This window comes from Curtobacterium sp. Curtsp22 (assembly GCF_059492135.1).
Map to the genome: position 1 here is coordinate 3172116 of NZ_CP168519.1, position 15789 is coordinate 3187904.

Below are 15789 nucleotides of genomic sequence, written 5' to 3' on the forward strand. Positions count from 1 at the left end.
GCCGGACTCGGCCGCCGGGCTCAGCTGCCGGACTCGGCTGCCGGACTCGGCTGCCGGACTCGGCTGCCGGGCTCAGTCGTCGGGCTCAGCCGCCGGCGAAGGGCGGCATGACGTCGACGACCGCCACGCCGTCGAGCCCGGTCGCCCGGTCGCGCGTGGTCACCCCGTCGACGAGGTACGAGCAGCGCTCCTGCAGCGCCCGCCACCGATCGGGGTCGTCCGCCGTCACCGACCGCAGGGCCTCGTCGAGTGTCGCTGCCTGCACGGCCACGTCGTCCACGCCCACCGCTGCCCGTGCCGCGGCGAAGAACCGGATCGTCGTCACCGTCATCCGCCGATCGCGCTCATGCCCCGGGTGGGGTGCACCAGGTCGTCGCTGTCGTCGCCGTGGTCGCGGGGCTTCGCCCACATCGCCAGGCGCCAGAGCTCGGCGACCTCGTCGTCGGAGGCTCCCTGGCGCATCGGGCCGAGCACGTCGGTCTCGTCGTCCGAGAAGAGGCAGCTGCGGACGTTGCCGTCGGCCGTCAGACGGGTGCGGGTGCAGTCGGCGCAGAACGACTCGGTGATGCTCGCGATGATGCCGATCGTGCCGAGTTCCGCACCGACGCCGCCGTCGGCCGTCCGCGCGAGCACTCGGAAGCGCTCGGCCGGGGCACCTTCGCGGGGTGCCTCGTCCGGCACCAGCGCGAACGACTCGGACAGCATCGCGCGCGTCTCGGCCGCGGTCACCATCGACGTGCGGTCCCAGGCGTGGTCGGGGTCGAGCGGCATCTGCTCGATGAACCGGAGCTCGTAGCCGCGGTCGAGGCACCACCGCATGAGGTCGGGCGCCAGGTGGTCGTTCACGCCGCGCAGCAGCACCGCGTTGACCTTGATCGCCAGCCCCGCTGCCCGGGCGGCCTCGAGCCCGGCGATGACCTTGTCGAGGAACGGGCGCCGGGTGACGGTGGTGAAGACGTCCGGGTCGACGGTGTCGAGCGACACGTTCACACGTCGGAGGCCGGCGTCGTACAGGGCGGCTGCGCGGTGGGCGAGCCCGATCGCGTTCGTGGTGAGCGACAGCTCCGGGGCGTCGGGGAGCGCGGCGCACCGGGCGATCACGTTGACGAGGTCGTGGCGGAGCATCGGCTCACCGCCGGTGAAGCGGACCTTGCGTACGCCGAAGCGGTCGGTCGCGAGCCGGACGAGCCGCTCGATCTCGGCCGCGGTCATGAGTGCGTCGTCAGGGGCGAACGGCAGCCCAGCCGCCGGCATGCAGTAGGTGCAGCGCAGGTTGCAGCGCTCGGTGAGCGACACGCGCAGGTCGACCGCGCGCCGCCCGAACCGGTCGAGCAGGCCGCCGGTGGAGCCGAGCATGGTCGCGGGTGCCATGAGCGTCAGCGTACGGGGTCGGCGGGTCCTCCACCTGATGACATCGCGAGCGCTCGTTCCCGGAAGGCGAGCCGGCGCCCCCAGCGCTCCCAGTCGGACCGCCGGGTGCGCACCAGCGTGACGACGATGATCACGGCGACCGCGGCGGCGAGCCACCAGTGGTACGCGTCCGCCGACGGCCAGACCCCGCGCAGTGCGATGGCGAGCCCGATCGACAGCCACTCCCAGCGGCCGGAGAGCACCACGAAGGGGATGAGGAGCAGCGCGTACCAGGGGTAGCGCGGGCTCACCGCGAGGAACGTCACGCCGATGAGGAGGACCTCGCCGGACCACGGCCGCGCGGGGTCGGACAGCCGCCACGCCGCGAACGCCGCCAGCAGGACGAGCAGCCCGACCACGAGCGTCGCCGCGTCGCCGTGGAAGACGAGCGAGACCAGGGCGAACCGGGAGCCGTCCTCGTAGCCCTCTTCCGACAGGTACCCGGGCAGGTAGCCGAGGACGTCGAGGCCCGTGGTCAGCACGTACGGCACGTAGAGCAGCCCGAACACCGCGATGCCGACCGGGATCGCCCACCAGTTCCGCCACCGACCGAGCAGTGGCGGGTACACGAGCGCGGGGATGAGCTTCGTCGCGGTCGCGGCGCCGAGGGCGATCCCGCCCCAGATCGGGCGGCCGAAGGCGACGAGCACGGCGCCGGCGGTGGCCAGGGCCGCACCGAGGGCGTCGACGTGCGAGTTGGTGACGGCCTCGGACGCGACGAGCGGGGACCACGCCCACAGTGCGGCCCACCACGTCGGACGACCGAGCTTGCGGAGCACGACGACCAGGCCCACGGTGACGCCGAGCGACAGGAGCAGCCCCGCGACCTGGAACGGCATGTACTGCGCGGTGGCCGGCACGAACGCCCGCACCGCCGCGAACCAGAGCTGGGCCATCGGCGGGTAGATCGTCACGACGTCCGGGCGGTTGATCGCGACGCAGTGCCCGTCCGCGCCGTCGCCGAGCCCGCGGAACCGGGGTTCGAGCGGCTTGCACGTGCCGTCGACCTTGTCGGGGAAGAGCCAGTCGGGGCGCAGACCGGACAACGCGGTCGACTGCGGCGTGTGCGCGTACGGCGAGATCCCGGCGTGTTGCACGATGCCGTCCCAGGCGTAGCGAGCAGAGTCGGTGCTGGTGTTGGGCGGCCCGGCGATGGCGGCGAGCCCGACCACCAGGCCACCGCCGACCACGAGCCACGTCATCCACTTCGCCGGGACGAACCGCAGCGCGAGCACCGCGATCGCGAACACCGTCCAAGCGATCAGGGTCCACGCAACGAATGGGGAACGATGACCGGACCGGAGGAACCCCAGATGCGTGACGCCGAAGGCGATGACGCCCGACAGAGCGAGCACGCCGACCACGGCCAGCACGGTCGGCAGGAGTCGGCCGGGGCGAAGTCGTTCTCTCATGGTGCGACGAGGCTATCCATGGTCCGCGGGCTGCTCCTGGATGCACGATCCGCGATGGCGTCGCCGAACCGGAACGCGCGGACGGCGGTCGTCTTGGGGCGGTTGCTCGGGGTGGCGTTCCTGGTCTGCTTCGCGACCGGCGTCTACAGCTACTTCCTCCAGCAGCCGCTGCCGTGGATGCGGTTCCCGACCCGTCCCGCGCAGCTCTACCAGTTCACGCAGGGCGTGCACATCACCGCGGGGATCGCGATCATCCCGCTGCTGCTCGCGAAGCTCAACACGGTCATGCCGGCACTCGTGCAGACCCCGCCGCTGCGTGGGCCCCTGCACCTGCTCGAGCGGCTGTCCATCGCGGTGTTCGTGGCGTCGGCGATCGTGCAGGTGACGACGGGCCTGCTCAACACGTACCAGTGGTACCCGTGGCCGTTCCCGTTCAAGCAGGTCCACAACGCGCTCGCGTACGTGCTCATCGGGTCGCTCGTGCTGCACATCGGCGTGAAGCTCCCGCTGATCACCCGGTACTGGCGGAAGCGGGACTCGTACGACGAGCACGGCCGGTTCGTGGTCGACCCGGCCGCGGGGAGCGAGCTGCTCTCGCCCATCCAGGAGGAACGGGGCGCTTCCACCGGGCCGGATGCGGCTCCGCAGGCGGTCGCGTCCTACCCCCGCGGCATCACCGGGCGTGTGCTCCGCTGGGTCGACGGCTTCCCGGCCGAGCCGGCCGTCCCGGCCGTCCCGGCCGTCCCGGCGGACGCTGCCGAGACTCGTCCCGGCGGACCGGACTCGGCGTCCGCGACCCGAGCGGCGTCCGCAGAGCCGAGTCTCGGCGTGCCGCAGGCCGGTGCGGCGGAGGCGAGCCGCGCCTCCAGGGCCACGCCGGAGGCGACCGACGGTCGACGTGAGCGGATCGCCCGGCGCGGGTTCTTCGCCGGTGTGACCGCCGCGACGGTCGGTGTCGTGGCGTTGACCGCCGGACAGTCGAGCACGCTCGCCGAGCCGTTCAACGTGTTCGGCGCCCGACAGCGGCACCGCGGGCCGAACGACCTGCCGGTCAACCGCACGGCTCGTGCCGCCGGTGTGCTGGCCACCGCCACCGCCGCCGACTGGTCCCTGACCGTCGTCGGGCACGACGTGGTCCGCACCTTCTCGCGTGCCGAGCTCGTGGCGCTCGGCACCGCCGACGCCGAGCTCCCGATCTCCTGCGTCGAGGGCTGGAGCCAGATGGCGACCTGGAAGGGCGTGCGGATGCGCGACCTGCTCGATGCCGTGCAGGCGGCGCCGGGGTCGCACGTGCGGGTGACGAGCCTTGAGCGGCACGGCGGCTACCGCATCATGGACATGGGCCCCGAGTACGCCGAGGACCCGACGACGCTCATCGCGCTCGAGCTGAACGGCGCGACGCTCGACCTCGACCACGGGTTCCCGGCGCGGATCATCGCTCCCGGACGACCCGGTGTGCTGCAGACCAAGTGGATCGAGAAGATCGAGGTGATCGCATGAGGGCCGCACGCATCGTGCTCGTCGTGGTCGGGGTGCTCGTCATCGCGTTCGGGGCGTACGTCCTCGTGACGACGGTCCGACCGAACCGGATCTGGGGGCTGGCGACCTGGCTCCTCGGGGCCGTGATCCTGCACGACGCGATCCTGTCGCCGTTCGTCGTCGGAGTGGGGCTCTTGCTCCGCCGGACCGGGCGGACGCTGCGTGCCTGGGCGCTCGTCGTCGTGCAGGCGGTCGTCGTGCTCGGGAGCGTCCTCGCGCTCGTGGTCCTGCCGGAGATCGCGGCGAAGGCGCACGGGCAGAAGAACCCGACGGTGCTGCCGTTCGACTACGGCGCGCGGCTGCTCCTCGTCGAGGGGGTCCTGCTGCTCGTCGTCGTGGCGGTGCTCGTGGTCGCCGCACGTCGTCCGGCACGCGTTCGCGCGAGTACTGGTTGAACCGACAACCTTTCGGTAGACTCGACGCATGACCGACGACACCCCGTGGCTCACCCGCGACCAGCTGCGCGCGTGGATGAAGCTCGTCGCGGTCATGGAGCTCCTGCCGGCCGCGCTCGACCAGCAGCTCCAGCGCGACGCCGACCTGACGCACTTCGACTACATGGTCATCGCGATGCTCTCCGAGACCGACTCCCGGACGCTCCGGATGTCGGCGCTCGCCTCGGCGACGAACGCCTCGCTGCCGCGGCTGTCCCACGTGGTGTCCCGGCTCGAGAAGCGCGGCCTCGTGGCGCGCTGTCCCTCGACCGACGACCGGCGCGCGACCGACGTCCGGCTGACCGACGCCGGCTACGCGACCATCGTCGACGCGGCCCCTGACCACGTCCGGACCGCCCGTCGCGTGGTGATCGACGCGCTGAGCGACGAGCAGGTCGGGCAGCTCGACGGCATCGCCGCGGCGCTCCTCAGCCGGCTCGACCCCGAGGGACGGTTCGCCGCCCTGACCTACCCGCGCGACGATGACGAGCCCGCCATCTGCGAGGCCCGGCTGACCGGCACGGCCACCGACTGACGCCACCGTCACGCACGCCTGCGGGCCGTGGGCGTTGCAATAGGCTCGCCGCATGACCGAGTCCGCCGCGCCGTCCGACACGTACTCCTACCTCGGACCCGCAGGGACCTTCACCGAGGCCGCGCTCAAGCTCGTGGACGCCGCGGCCGGCAAGCCCTGGCGGAGTGTCAACAACGTCGGCGAGGCCCTCGACGACGTCGTCAGCGGCCGGTCGATCGGTGCTGTCATCGCCATCGAGAACAGCGTCGACGGCGGGGTCAGCGCGACGCAGGACGCCCTCGCCCGGATCCCCGGCGTGCGCATCGTGGGGGAGTACCTCGTCCCCGTCGACTTCGTGCTCGTCGCCCGCCCCGGCACCGCGCTCGCCGACGTCCGCACCGTGAACGCGCACCCCGTGGCCTACGCCCAGACCCACAACTGGCTCGAGGCGAACGTCCGCGGCCACGGGCACATCCCGGCGTCCTCGAACGTGGCGGCCGCGGCCGCCCTGCTCGACGAGCACCCCACCGCCGACGCCGCGGTCGCACCCCCGGGGATCACCGACCACTACGCGCTCGAGGTCCTGGCCTCGTCCATCGGGGACAACGCCTCGGCGGTCACCCGGTTCGTGCTCGTGTCGAAGACCCTGGCGCTGCCCGAGCCGACCGGGGCCGACAAGACCAGCGTCATCGTCGAGCTCCCCGCCGACCACCCCGGCGCCCTGGTCGACATGCTCGAGCAGTTCGCGACGCGGGGCATCAACATGGGGTTGCTGTCCTCGCGGCCGATCGGCGACGAGCTCGGGCGGTACCGGTTCGTCATCGACCTCGACGGGCACGTGCGGGACGAGCGCGTGGCGGACGCACTGCTCGGCCTGCGGCGGTTCAGCCCGCGCGTGACGTTCCTCGGGTCGTACCCGCGGGCCGACGGGGTCCGGCCCGAGGTGCCCGCGCGATACTCGGACGTCGCGTTCGTCGAAGCCCGCGACTGGCTGCGCGCGATCGTGTCCGGCGAGCCCGAGGCGCGCTGAGCGCTGGCTCCGCGCGCTGCGCGTGCCCCTCGTGCACCGGCGCGATCTGCTCCCGCACAACCAAAGTCCCGCGGAACCACGTCGTCGCGTGGTTCCGAGGGACTTTCGTCGTGCGGAGCGCCGCGGCGCGCGCGGCGCGCGCGGCTACCGCCGGCGGCCGCGGCCCGTCGCCGGCTCGACCGCGGGGATCCGGACGTCCAGCGAGCCCGGGTCGATCTTCGCGCGGAACGCAACGATCTCGCCCACCGGGTCGCCGTCGATCTCGAACTCGTCCGGCTTCGCCAGGCGCAGCGTGAACTCCTCGCCGCGCAGGTACCGCAGCGGGCGCTCCTGCTTCGCGGCCGTCGTGATCCGGCGGCCGATCACGGTGTCGGACAGGGCCGACCGGCGGAACCACCGCAGGATCCCGTTCTCCCAGAACACCCGGGCGGCGATGCGCACCCAGCCGAAGAACCCCCGAGGCCGCATCACGACGATGTCGAACACCCCGTCGTCGATCTCGGCATCGGGCAGGAGCATCGCGTTGGCCTGGAGCATGCCGCAGTTGCCGACGATGACCGAGTGCGCCCGCACCGAGCCGTTGCGCGCCGACTCGTCGAGCCGGTACTTGAACTCGAAGCCGTCGGTGTCCCGGACGGAGCGGAACAGCGAGTCGAGGTAGGCGAGCCACCCGACGCGCTTCTTCAGCTCGGGGCGCGTGTTCGCGAGCATGCGGGCGTCGAGCCCGAGGCCGGCCATCACGACGAAGCCGAACCGGTCGCGGGAGCCGTCGGGACGCTCGACACCGAGCAGTCCGAAGTCGATCGAACGGTCGTGCCCGGTGAAGATCGCCTTGGCCATCCCGCCGAGGTCGTCCAGCGGCAACTTCATGTTCCGCGCGAGCAGGTTGCCCGTGCCGCTCGGCAGCAGCGCCAGCGAGGCGTCGGACCCGTGCACCACCTCGGCCACGGCGCGGACGGTCCCGTCCCCGCCCGCGGCGGCCACGACGTCAGCTCCGGCTTCGAGTGCGGCGCGGGCCATGCCGCCGCCCGGGTCCTCCTCCGTCGTCTCGAACCAGAGGGTCTCGGCCCAGCCGGCCTCCTGCTGGTGCTTCTCGACGGTGCGCTTGAGGGTCGGCAGGTGGACCTTGACCGGGTTGTAGACCACCGCGGCCGTCCGCTGCTCGGTCTGGAGGGCGTCCTGGTCCGCGGGCGCGGTCTCCGAAGGGGTCGACATGCACCAACGGTACCGATCGGATGCTGCGAGCGGACGGTCGTGACGACCCGTCTCGGGCCTGGAGGCGCGGGTCGGGCCCGCACCGCGCCTCCAGTCCGTCCGCAACTGCGCCCCTTTAGGATGGTGCGGTGATCGATCCCCAGCTGCTGCGTGACAACCCGGACGTCATCAAGGCCTCGCAGGAGGCGCGCGGCGCCTCCGTCGCCGTCGTCGACGAGGCCGTCGCCGCGGACGCGGCACGGCGGAGCGCGATCACCTCGTTCGAGTCCCTCCGGGCCGAGCAGAACGCCTTCGGCAAGACCGTCGCGAAGGCCCCGAAGGACGAGAAGGCCGCGCTCGTGCAGCAGGCCCAGGCGCTCGCCGCGAAGGTGAAGGAAGCGCAGGCGACCGTCACCGCCGCCGAGGAGTCCTTCAGCGCGGTCGTCCGGAGCATCCCGAACGTCGTGCTGCCGGACGTGCCGAAGGGCGGCGAGGACGACTTCGTCACGCTCCGCACCGTCGGCACGAAGCCGGAGTTCGACTTCGAGCCGAAGGACCACGCCGACCTCGGCGAGCACCTCGGCATCATCGACATCCCGCGCGGCGTGAAGGTCTCCGGCTCGCGGTTCTACTTCCTGCGCGGCCTCGGTGCACGGCTCGAGATCGCCCTGATGTCGCTCGGCCTCGACCGTGCGATCGCCGCAGGCTTCGAGCCGCTCATCACCCCGACGCTCGTGCGCCCCGAGACCATGGCCGGCACGGGCTTCCTCGGCGAGCACGCGGCCGAGGTCTACCGGCTCGAGGCGGACGACCTCTACCTGACCGGCACGAGCGAGGTCGCCCTCGCCGGGTTCCACGCCGACGAGATCCTCTCCTTCGACGGTGGCGACGGCCTGCGGTACGCCGGCTGGTCGACCTGCTACCGGCGCGAGGCGGGGTCGGCGGGCAAGGACAACCGCGGCATCCTGCGCGTGCACCAGTTCAACAAGCTCGAGATGTTCGCCTACGTCCACCCAGACCGGGCCGAGGCCGAGCACGCCAAGCTCGTCGGGTACCAGGAGCAGATGCTGCAGGACCTCGGGCTGCACTACCGCGTGATCGACGTGGCGGGTGGCGACCTCGGCACGAGTGCGGCGCGCAAGTACGACATCGAGGCGTGGGTCCCGACGCAGGGCACCTTCCGCGAGCTCACGTCGACGTCGAACTGCACGACGTTCCAGGCTCGTCGCCTCGACATCCGGTACCGCACCGAGAGCGGGAAGACCGCGCCGGTCGCGACCCTGAACGGCACCCTCGCGACCACCCGGTGGATCGTCGCGATCCTCGAGACGCACCAGCAGGCCGACGGTTCGGTCGTCGTGCCCGAGGTCCTCCGTCCCTACCTGGGCGGCGTCGAGGTGATCGAGCCCCGATGAGCACGCAGGGTCGGTTCGTCGACGGTTCGGCCGGTGCGGGTGCGCCGGCCCGGACGAAGCGCTGGTTGGTGGCGCTCGACATCGACGGCACCACCATGCGCGAGGACGGTGTCGTCACCGACACCGTGATCGCCGCGCTCCGCGATGCCGAGGCGGCCGGACACGAGGTCATGCTCAGCACCGGTCGCAGCGAGGGCATGACCGTCCCGCTGCTCGACACGCTCGGCATCCAGCCGAAGTACCTCGTCTGCGCGAACGGAGCGCTGACGCTCGCACGACGTCCCGACGGCTCCTACGAGCGGGTGCACGTCGAGCAGTTCGACCCGAGCGAGGTCCTGCAGACCATCCACGGCGCCCTCGAGAACGCCGCGTTCGGCGTCGAGGACCAGACCGGCCACTTCCTGCTGTCCGGCAACTTCCCCGACGACACGATGACCGTCGCCGGTGAGCACGTCCCGTTCGAGCGGCTGCTCGGCGTCGAGGCGACCCGCGTCGTGGTCATCTCTCCCGGGCACGACACCGAGGACTTCCTGCAGATCGTCGAGCAGATGGGCCTGCACAAGGTCTCGTACTCGGTGGGCTGGACGTCGTGGCTCGACATCGCTCCCGAGGGCGTGACGAAGGCCACCGCGATGGAACGGGTCCGCGAGTGGCTCGACATCCCGCGCTCCCGCGTGTTCGCCGCGGGCGACGGTCGGAACGACATCGACATGCTCCGGTGGGCCTCGACCTCGGGGCGCGGCGTCGTCATGGGGCAGGCACCCGAGGACGTCGTGGACGCGGGCAACGAGCTCACGGGTGGCGTGACCGACGACGGCCTGGCGGCTGCGCTCGACTCCCTGCCGCGCTAGCCCGGTAGACTTCCCGGGACGCGATCACGTCTCGCCACGTGGTCGCGTCGCTGGAGGGTTGTCCGAGCGGCCGATGGAGCCTGTCTTGAAAACAGGTGGGCAGAGATGTCTCGTGGGTTCGAATCCCACACCCTCCGCCATGGACACACGCCTGCGCCTGATCCGCGTCGACGACGCCGCGACGCTCGCGGCCGTCGTCAGTGCGAGCGCCGACCACCTGCGGCCGTGGGAACCGACCCGTTCGCCCGCCTACTTCACCGAGGCGGGGCAGCACGACGTCATCGTCCAGGCCCTCGCGGCCGAGCGTGCCGGCACGTCCGTCCCGTTCGTGATCGAGTCGGTCGACGGCGAACTGCTCGGCCGGATCACGCTGAGCGGCATCACCCGCGGTGCCCTGCAGTCGTGTGCGATGGGGTACTGGATCCGCGCCGACCGAGTCCGGCAGGGGCATGCCTCCCGGGCTGTCCGGGCGGCTGCGGCGCACGCGTTCGAGGTGCTGCGGCTCCACCGTGTCCAGGCGGAGACCCTGCCCGAGAACGTGGGCTCGCAGCGTGCACTGCAGGCAGCGGGGTTCACGCGCTACGGCCTGGCGCCCGAGTACCTCAGGATCGCCGGGGCGTGGCGCGACCACGTCATGTTCCAGCTCCTCGCTCCGACCGACCGGTGAGCCCCCGGTTCAGCTCACGAGCCCCGTCACGACGTCGTGCACCACGCGGGCGGCACGGGCGGCCGCATCGTCGAGGTGCTCCTTGAACTCGTCGCCGTCCGGCGCACACAGGTCGCTGATGCACCGGACGGAGACGAACGGCATGGCGTGGACGTGCGCGAACTGCGCGATCGCCGCCGACTCCATGTCGACCGCCGCGACCGTGGGGAACGCCGTCCGGAGCAGACGTGCTCGACCCTCGGTGACGAAGATCTCGCTCGAGCCGATCGTGGCCGAGCGGAGGCGGTACCCGGCGTCCGAGGCGAGTGCCAGCTCGACGAGCCGGTCGTCGGGCTCGTACCCGGTGGGCATGCCCGGGACCTGGCCGAGCGCGTACCCGAACGTCGTCGCGTCGGCGTTGAGGTTGACGTAGCGGTCCCCGACGACGACGTCGCCGATCTCGACGCCGTGCATCAGCCCACCGGCGGTCCCGACGCTGATCACCGGGATGCCCGAGCCGAAGTCGTGGAACGCGTGGGCGACCGCTGCCGTGGCGTTCGTGAACCCGATGCCGCTGCGGCGCACGGCGACCGTGGCGCCACCGACGTCGAGCAGGTGGTGTTCGTCGTGGCCGCCGACCGGACCGTCGAGGATCGGGACACCGCCGAGGAGCCCGGCGAACGCGGACACCTCTTCGCTCATGGCGGCGATGACGACCGCGATCGGGGGAGGGAGTTGCACTGATCGATGATCGCACGGGCCGCCGACCGTCGGGACACCGGGACGCGTACCGTGCACCGTGCGCGAGGAGATCCAGGGGGCGGTGTGGTCGGGGTCGTCGAGTACCGAGCGGAGTGGCCGCGGCGCTTCGCGGTGCTGCGGACGGCGTACGGCGCGGCGCTCCTCGCCGCCGGCGTCCCGCACCGCATCGAGCACGTCGGGAGCACGGCGGTGCCCGGCCTCGCGGCGAAGCCCGTGATCGACGTCGACGTGGTCGTCGGGGCGGCGGACGTGCCCGCGGCCGTCGAGGCCCTCGCTGCGATCGGTTTCGTGCCGCGCGGCGACCTCGGCATCCCGGGGCGGCAGGCGTTCCGCACGCCCGAGCGCTTCGCCCCGAGCAACACCTACGTCGTGGTCGAGGGATCGCTCGCGCTCCGCAACCACCTCGGCGTGCGTGATGTCCTGCGCGCGGACGGCGTACTCCGCGAGGAGTACGCCGCCGTGAAGCGTCGGGCTGCCGCCGAGGCGCTGGACATCGACGACTACCTCGTGCGCAAGACCGCGGTGCTCGACCGGGTGCTGCGCGCGGCGGGCCTCACCGACTCCGAGCGCGCCTCGATCGCCGACGCCACCGCGGGCATCACCGGCCGAGGTGCCCACGGCTGACCCCTGACGCGCGGGTGTGCCCCGACCGGCTGCGATCGGCCGACTCGCCGCGGTCGTGCGCGTGTCCTCCCGCCGTCGTGACCGTTCCGGTTCGCGGATCACGGGATCCGCGAACCGGAACGGTCACGCGCCCCGCGGAACCGGCCGTCCCGACGCCGCAGCGCGCCGCGGCGTGTCCCGACGCCTCGCCGTCGCGCGGAACGGCGGGCGGGGTCGCGAGCCCCGCCGGCGCCGTCGACAGCGAAGGCGTCAGGCAGACGCCAGCGCCGGGTAGAGCGCGGTCAGCGGGGCGCTCAGCCCGGCGCGGACGTCGCGGCTGACCTGGTCGGCCAGGACCTCGTGCTCGCCGGCCTCGAGCGCGTCGTAGATCGCCGCCACGATGTCCGCCGGGTCGGCCTTCTCGACGTCGAGGTCGGCCGTCATGCCGGTGTCCGTGTAACCGAGGTGCGCTCCGAGGACCTGGGTCCCCTGGGGTGCGAGCTCGAGGCGCAGGGAGTTCGTGATCGACCAGAACGCGGCCTTCGAGGCGGAGTAGCCCCCGGCCAGCGCGATCCAGCTGAGCACCGAGTGCACGTCGATGAGCGCGCCCCCGGCCAGCGACGGCGCGAAGGCCTTGGCGACCCGGAGCGCACCGAAGACGTTCGTGGCGAAGACGTGCTCCACCTCGTCGACCGAGGTCTCGAGGAGCGGCGCGGAGCCACCGATGCCGGCGTTGTTCACGACGACCGTGACGTCGGCTGCCGCGCGGGCGGCGGCGTCGACGCTCGCCTGGTCGGTGACGTCGAGGGCGAGCGGCACGATGCGCTCGTCGTCCCAGGTGCGCGGGGTCCGGGCCGTGGCGTAGACCTTGGCGGCGCCGCGGTCGAGGGCCTGCTGGACGAACGCGGCGCCGAGGCCGCCGTTCGCTCCGGTGACGAGGACGGTCGCGTCGGTGAGGGTGGTCATGGTGTGCTCCTGTCGAAGAGGTTGGGTACGAAAAGTGAACCTAGCACGGTGTGTCTGGATTCCGAACCCAGGTAGGATGAACACATGCTCGGCATCCTCGGCGGCGACGAGCGCTGCCCCATCGCGCGGTCCCTCGACGTCCTCGGCGAGAAGTGGACGCTCATGATCGTCCGCGACGCCCTCGCGGGGTCGACCCGCTTCAGCCAGTTCCAGCAGAGCCTCGGGGTCCCGCGGGAGGTCCTCACGGCCCGCCTCGGCTCCCTCGTCGAGGGCGGCGTGCTCGAACGCCACGCCTACAAGCCGGACGGTGGACGCGTCCGTGACGAGTACGTCCTCACCGAGGCCGGCCGCGACCTCTCGCTCGTGCTGCTCGCACTGGGCGGGTGGGCGGACCGGCACCGGCCGTCCGAACGCACGTCCGACCTCCGCTTCGTCGAGGCCACCACCGGCGAGCCGGTCGAGGCGGTCGCCGTGACGCGCAGCGGGCACCGCCGCGTCGCGCTCGACGCGCTCGAGGCGGTCATGGAGGGCTGACGGTGCGAGCAGGCGGGCTGGCGTGACCAGCGTCGGACGGGAGGCGCGGGTCGGCCCCGCACCGCGCCTCCCGGACCACAGGCGGGTGCGTCAGCGACGCACGCCGCACCCGCAACTGGCGCCGAGCACCAACTCGGCGGGGACGAGGTCCCGGTGCCACTGGTTGTCCGCGTCGAGGCCGAGCACCCGGTCGACGGCGGCGGTCGCCATCGTCTCTATCGGCTGCCGGACCGTGGTGAGCTGCGGGTTCGTGTAGTCGGCCTCGACCGCGCCGTCGAAGGAGACGATCGCGACGTCGTCGGGCGCGGACAGTCCGAGCTCGAAGAGGGCGCGCAGGAGCCCGACCGCCTGCATGTCGGAGCTGACGAACACCGCTCGGGGGCCGGAGCCCTCGCCGAACATGCGGAGACCGGCCTCGTAGCCGCCCCGTCGGGTGAAGTCGCAGCGGACGATCGGGCCGTCGGGCAGCCCGGCGTCGCGGAGCGCGCGCATCCAGCCCTGCTCGCGGAGCTCCATCGAGCCGGCGTGTCCCATGATTAGGCCGATCGAGCGGTAGCCGTGCTCGACGAGGTGCTGCGTGCCGTCGTACGCGCCGCGCAGGGCGTCGACGCCGATGCTCGCGTAGTCGGGCACCTCGAAGAAGGTGTTGAGCAGGACCATCGGGATGCCGGGGTCCGTCACGGTGGACAGGTCCGGCCGCGTCATGATGCTCGTGACGATGATGCCGTCGACCTGCCGGGCGGAGAGGCTGCGCAGGCGCTCCCGTTCCTGTGCGGCATCGCCGTCGCTGTTGGCGAGCAGGACGTCGTACCCGCGCGCGGCGGCGGCGTGCGTCACCGCGACACCGAGCTCGGACCAGAACGGGTTGTCGAGCTCGGGGACGATGAGTCCGAGCATCTTCGAGGACCCGGTGCGGAGGGCCTGGGCGCTCGCGTTCGGGCGGTAGCCGAGGACGCGGATCGCCTCGCGGACGCGTGCCGCGGTGGCCGCTGCGACCGGACGGGGTCCGTCGTGCACGACGTAGCTCACGACGGAGGTGCTCACGCCGGCGTACCGGGCGACGTCGGCGCGGGTGACCGCCCTCGGGGTCGTCGGGACGGTCACGGGTGCCACCTTCGTCGGGTCGGAAGTCGCGTTCGGGTGCCGGCCCGTGCGGACCGACACCCGAACACCACTTGCTAGTCGCTGGCGATACTAGACGAGCCCACCGCCTCGACCGTCTCCGGGGCGTCGCCGAAGTCCGGCACCTCGAGGCGGACGCCGCCCTGCAGTGCGGACTGGTGGGCGATGATGCCGGGCAGCGTGAACCGGGCGGCGGTCCAGGCGTTCACCGGCGGCAGGGTCCGGTCGACGACAGCGCGGACGAAGTCGTCGGCGAGGAACTGGTGGCTGCCCTCGTGTCCGGTCGGCACGCCGGCGTACTCGGCGGGCAGGCGCGACGTGTCGTGCACGGCCGCGTAGCCGGAGACGAACGCGTCACGGAGCGAGGGGTCGACGCCGGCGAGGCGCGGGTCGTCGAGCTCCATCGTGGCCTGGGTGTCGATCTGGTCGCTGATGTCGTGCGAGTCCTCCTTGTCCTGCCAGACGCTGACCTTGGCGAGCTGCTCGAAGCTCGCCTCGGTGCCGAAGTAGCGGAAGCGGGACTCGCGGATGTGCGACGGGTAGCCGACGCGGCGCATCTCGTTGATCCGCATGACCCCGCCGTTGTCGAGCTCGAACAGGGCGGTGGCGTTCGAGAAGTCGTTGTCGAACTGGCTGACGTCCTTGTCGAAGACCCCGTCGCCGCGGTCGTCCTTGACGCCGATGCAGCTGACGCTGACCGCGTGCCCCGGGATCGCACCGAGGACCCCGCCGACCGAGTGTGTCGGGTAGAGCATGGGCGGGTAGCTGGCGGTGCGCTTCCAGTCCTCGCCGCCGCTGAACTGGTACGCGGCGTAGAAGCCGAGGTCCATGTCGTGCACGTAGTCGCCCTCGGCGTAGAAGACGCGGCCGAAGGCACCCTCGGCGACCTTCGAGCGGGCGAACACCGTCGCGGGGTTGTAGTAGCTCGTCTCGCCCATCATGTAGGTGAGCCCGGTCTCGCGGACGGCCTCGATGATGGCCTCGATCTCTTCGACGGAGATCGCCATCGGCACGGCCGAGTAGACGTGCTTGCCGGCGCGGAGGGCCTTGACCACGAGCGGCCCGTGCGTCCAGCGCTGCGTGAAGATCGCGACGGCGTCGACGTCCGAGGCGAGCACGGCGTCGAAGTCCGGGAACGTGCCGTCGAGGTGCTGCGACTCGACGAGCTCGGACGCCCGGTCGTCGACGAGGTCGGTGACGAAGACGCGGTCGACGTCCGGGTGCAGCTTGAACAGCTTGGCGAACTGGGGGGCGAACTGGCCCGCGCCGACCATTCCGACAGAGATCATCAGTGACCTTTCCAGGTGGGGGATGCGTCGCCGGGCAGGTCGCTCCGATGCGATCGAGGGACATCCTG

Annotated in this window: 17 protein-coding genes and 1 tRNA gene; 10 read left to right on the plus strand and 8 right to left on the minus strand. The window is 72.0% G+C overall.

Annotated elements, in window-relative coordinates; translation table 11 throughout:
* Window positions 1-85: 85 nt before the first annotated feature.
* Genes ACEN8D_RS15390 through ACEN8D_RS15400 form a run of 3 tightly spaced genes read right to left on the minus strand, consistent with a single transcriptional unit; the run spans window position 86 to window position 2822 of the window.
* Window positions 86-331 (minus strand): MoaD/ThiS family protein, encoded by a 246-nt coding sequence (locus ACEN8D_RS15390; RefSeq protein ID WP_070418116.1) that lies wholly within the window; start codon window positions 329-331, stop codon window positions 86-88.
* Entirely contained in the window at window positions 328-1371 is a 1044-nt protein-coding gene (moaA, locus tag ACEN8D_RS15395) for a GTP 3',8-cyclase MoaA (RefSeq protein ID WP_413461712.1), read from the minus strand. Before moaA ends, ACEN8D_RS15390 begins: the two co-directional genes overlap by 4 nt.
* 5 nt (window positions 1372-1376) lie before the next feature.
* Complete coding sequence (locus ACEN8D_RS15400; protein ID WP_413399686.1) at window positions 1377-2822, minus strand: glycosyltransferase 87 family protein; 1446 nt, start codon at window positions 2820-2822, stop codon at window positions 1377-1379.
* Window positions 2823-2876: 54 nt separating this feature from the next.
* On the opposite strand from ACEN8D_RS15400, the gene ACEN8D_RS15405 reads away from it, so the two are divergent.
* From ACEN8D_RS15405 to pheA, 4 genes are read left to right on the plus strand one after another with little or no spacing between them, the layout of a single operon-like run.
* Window positions 2877-4322, plus strand: coding sequence for a molybdopterin-dependent oxidoreductase (locus ACEN8D_RS15405; protein WP_495601064.1), 1446 nt, complete (start codon window positions 2877-2879; stop codon window positions 4320-4322).
* Window positions 4319-4756 carry a hypothetical protein gene (locus ACEN8D_RS15410; protein ID WP_070418119.1) on the plus strand — a complete coding sequence of 146 codons (438 nt, stop codon included), beginning with the start codon at window positions 4319-4321 and terminating at the stop codon, window positions 4754-4756. The genes ACEN8D_RS15405 and ACEN8D_RS15410 overlap by 4 nt, the downstream gene beginning before the upstream one ends.
* A 28-nt stretch (window positions 4757-4784) precedes the next feature.
* Entirely contained in the window at window positions 4785-5330 is a 546-nt protein-coding gene (locus tag ACEN8D_RS15415) for a MarR family winged helix-turn-helix transcriptional regulator (protein ID WP_070418120.1), read from the plus strand.
* Window positions 5331-5382: 52 nt separating this feature from the next.
* The gene (gene pheA / locus ACEN8D_RS15420) at window positions 5383-6339 is read left to right on the plus strand and encodes a prephenate dehydratase (protein WP_071296051.1); all 957 of its coding nucleotides are present in this window, start codon (window positions 5383-5385) and stop codon (window positions 6337-6339) included.
* Between the two features lie 144 nt (window positions 6340-6483).
* Here pheA and ACEN8D_RS15425 read toward each other — a convergent pair whose 3' ends face one another.
* Complete coding sequence (locus tag ACEN8D_RS15425; RefSeq protein WP_083403430.1) at window positions 6484-7554, minus strand: diacylglycerol/lipid kinase family protein; 1071 nt, start codon at window positions 7552-7554, stop codon at window positions 6484-6486.
* A gap of 128 nt (window positions 7555-7682) precedes the next feature.
* Between ACEN8D_RS15425 and serS the strand changes: the two genes are divergently transcribed.
* From serS to ACEN8D_RS15445, 4 genes are all read left to right on the plus strand, one after another.
* Window positions 7683-8948, plus strand: coding sequence for a serine--tRNA ligase (serS, locus tag ACEN8D_RS15430; RefSeq protein WP_413399461.1), 1266 nt, complete (start codon window positions 7683-7685; stop codon window positions 8946-8948).
* Window positions 8945-9799, plus strand: coding sequence for an HAD family hydrolase (locus ACEN8D_RS15435; RefSeq protein WP_309780363.1), 855 nt, complete (start codon window positions 8945-8947; stop codon window positions 9797-9799). The genes serS and ACEN8D_RS15435 overlap by 4 nt, the downstream gene beginning before the upstream one ends.
* A 52-nt stretch (window positions 9800-9851) precedes the next feature.
* Window positions 9852-9939, plus strand: a tRNA-Ser gene (locus ACEN8D_RS15440).
* Window positions 9939-10466, plus strand: a complete 528-nt coding sequence (locus ACEN8D_RS15445) for a GNAT family N-acetyltransferase (protein ID WP_309780362.1) — start codon at window positions 9939-9941, stop codon at window positions 10464-10466. The genes ACEN8D_RS15440 and ACEN8D_RS15445 overlap by 1 nt, the downstream gene beginning before the upstream one ends.
* Before the next feature lie 9 nt (window positions 10467-10475).
* On the opposite strand, the gene mtnN is transcribed toward ACEN8D_RS15445, so the two are convergent.
* Window positions 10476-11186, minus strand: coding sequence for a 5'-methylthioadenosine/S-adenosylhomocysteine nucleosidase (mtnN, locus tag ACEN8D_RS15450; protein WP_413399460.1), 711 nt, complete (start codon window positions 11184-11186; stop codon window positions 10476-10478).
* Window positions 11187-11270: 84 nt separating this feature from the next.
* Here mtnN and ACEN8D_RS15455 point away from each other — a divergent pair, with 84 nt between their 5' ends.
* Complete coding sequence (locus ACEN8D_RS15455) at window positions 11271-11831, plus strand: GrpB family protein (protein WP_413461771.1); 561 nt, start codon at window positions 11271-11273, stop codon at window positions 11829-11831.
* 249 nt (window positions 11832-12080) lie between these two features.
* Here the strand turns inward: ACEN8D_RS15455 and ACEN8D_RS15460 are convergent, their stop codons facing one another.
* Window positions 12081-12776, minus strand: a complete 696-nt coding sequence (locus tag ACEN8D_RS15460) for an SDR family oxidoreductase (RefSeq protein ID WP_413400298.1) — start codon at window positions 12774-12776, stop codon at window positions 12081-12083.
* 84 nt (window positions 12777-12860) lie between these two features.
* Here ACEN8D_RS15460 and ACEN8D_RS15465 point away from each other — a divergent pair, with 84 nt between their 5' ends.
* A complete protein-coding gene (locus ACEN8D_RS15465) occupies window positions 12861-13310 on the plus strand; it encodes a winged helix-turn-helix transcriptional regulator (protein WP_071302807.1) in 450 nt (149 codons plus the stop codon).
* 90 nt (window positions 13311-13400) lie between these two features.
* On the opposite strand, the gene ACEN8D_RS15470 is transcribed toward ACEN8D_RS15465, so the two are convergent.
* Window positions 13401-14414, minus strand: a complete 1014-nt coding sequence (locus ACEN8D_RS15470; RefSeq protein ID WP_402716447.1) for a LacI family DNA-binding transcriptional regulator — start codon at window positions 14412-14414, stop codon at window positions 13401-13403.
* Between the two features lie 74 nt (window positions 14415-14488).
* Complete coding sequence (locus tag ACEN8D_RS15475; protein WP_396127746.1) at window positions 14489-15721, minus strand: Gfo/Idh/MocA family protein; 1233 nt, start codon at window positions 15719-15721, stop codon at window positions 14489-14491.
* Between the last annotated feature and the right edge of the window lie 68 nt (window positions 15722-15789).